At 42.5% G+C, this 1,429-nt stretch carries 1 protein-coding gene; it reads left to right on the forward strand.

The window, feature by feature from the left end:
• Positions 1–1,364 (forward strand): ferrous iron transport protein B (gene feoB, locus AC3LHT_RS01570; RefSeq protein WP_488661760.1); only part of this gene is annotated, 1,364 nt, incomplete at its 5' end.
• Positions 1,365–1,429: the final 65 nt, after the last annotated feature.

The following is a 1,429-nucleotide window of genomic DNA, read 5'->3' on the forward strand; positions in this document are numbered from 1 at the left end:
TTAAAAAAGAGTTAGAAAACTTCGATACACGCTGGCTTTCGATAAAGTTGCTCGAAAGGGACGAGGAAGTTTTGAAATTAACTGGTATAGACCCTGGTGCTGATTACTCAGCCGATATAGCAAATTCCAGATACGAATTTATCAAAGAGCTGCTGAAAGATTCTTACAGAGATTCAGAGAAGCATTACTGGGATCTAAATACCGCCATAGACCATGTGGTTACACATAAATACCTTGGCATTCTCGTTTTTTTTGCCATCATGTACCTTGTTTTCCAGGTGACATACAGCTTTGCAGAACCATTCACCACGCTCATTGAAATGGGCTTTAATGCTTTGGGAGCTTTTGTGGATAAATCTGTTCCCATACCCTGGTTAGCTTCTTTGCTATCTGATGGGGTTATAGGAGGGGTTGGGGCTGTTATTACCTTCGTGCCAAGCATCTTTATCCTCTTTTTGTCTCTTGGAATTCTCGAAGAAACCGGTTACCTGCCGAGAGCAGCCTTTGTAATTGACAGGGTCATGTATTCTATGAAGCTAAGCGGCAGATCTTTCATGTCGATGTTGCTTGGCTTTGGTTGCAACGTTTCTTCTATCATGTCAACCAGAACAATTTCTGAACCTCAAGAGCGGATTGTGACAATACTGGTTTCTCCCTTTATCAGTTGTAGTGCAAGATTACCGGTATATATCATGATATCCAGCGTTTTTTTTGGAAAAGCTGCGGGCCTTGCCATCTTTTCGCTGTATGTGTTTAGTGTGCTTTTTACTTTTGCCTCAGCACTTTTATTCAACAAACTGCTTTTCAAAGGGAAGCCTTCCCCAATGATCATGGAGTTACCCAGATATAGGAAACCCACAATCAGGTCATTGATGTTGTATACCTGGAATCGCGGAAAGCACTTTCTCGAAAAAGCCGGTACGATAATTCTCGCTGCTTCTATTGTGATCTGGGTACTTTCATATTTCCCAACAGGGAATATTCTCACTAGCTTTGCGTCGATTCTTGGTAAGAGTCTCGAACCTTTGTTCAGGCCTCTTGGTTTTACCTGGCAGATGGTAACTGCTCTCATTTTTGGCGGTGCAGCCAAGGAAGTCATTGTCTCAAGCCTCTCAACGCTTTACGGGGCATCATCGCTACCGGGTAATCCCGGATTAGCGACGCTGGCGTCTCAGATAACTCCTCCAGTCGCTTTTGGCTTTCTCATTTTTGTGCTATTGTACTTCCCGTGTTTTGCCACGATAGCAGCTATAAAAAACGAATCTGGAAGCTGGAAATATGTATGGATAACTGTTCTATATGGGCTGGGAATAGCTTATCTTTTAGCTCTTATAACGAGGTTAATTGGAGGGGCTTTTTTATGAGCACTCGTCTTGTAACCATTCTTTTAACCCTCTTTGCAACGCTTATGAGTTTCATAGCGATTAAT

This window comes from Kosmotoga sp. (assembly GCF_982836095.1).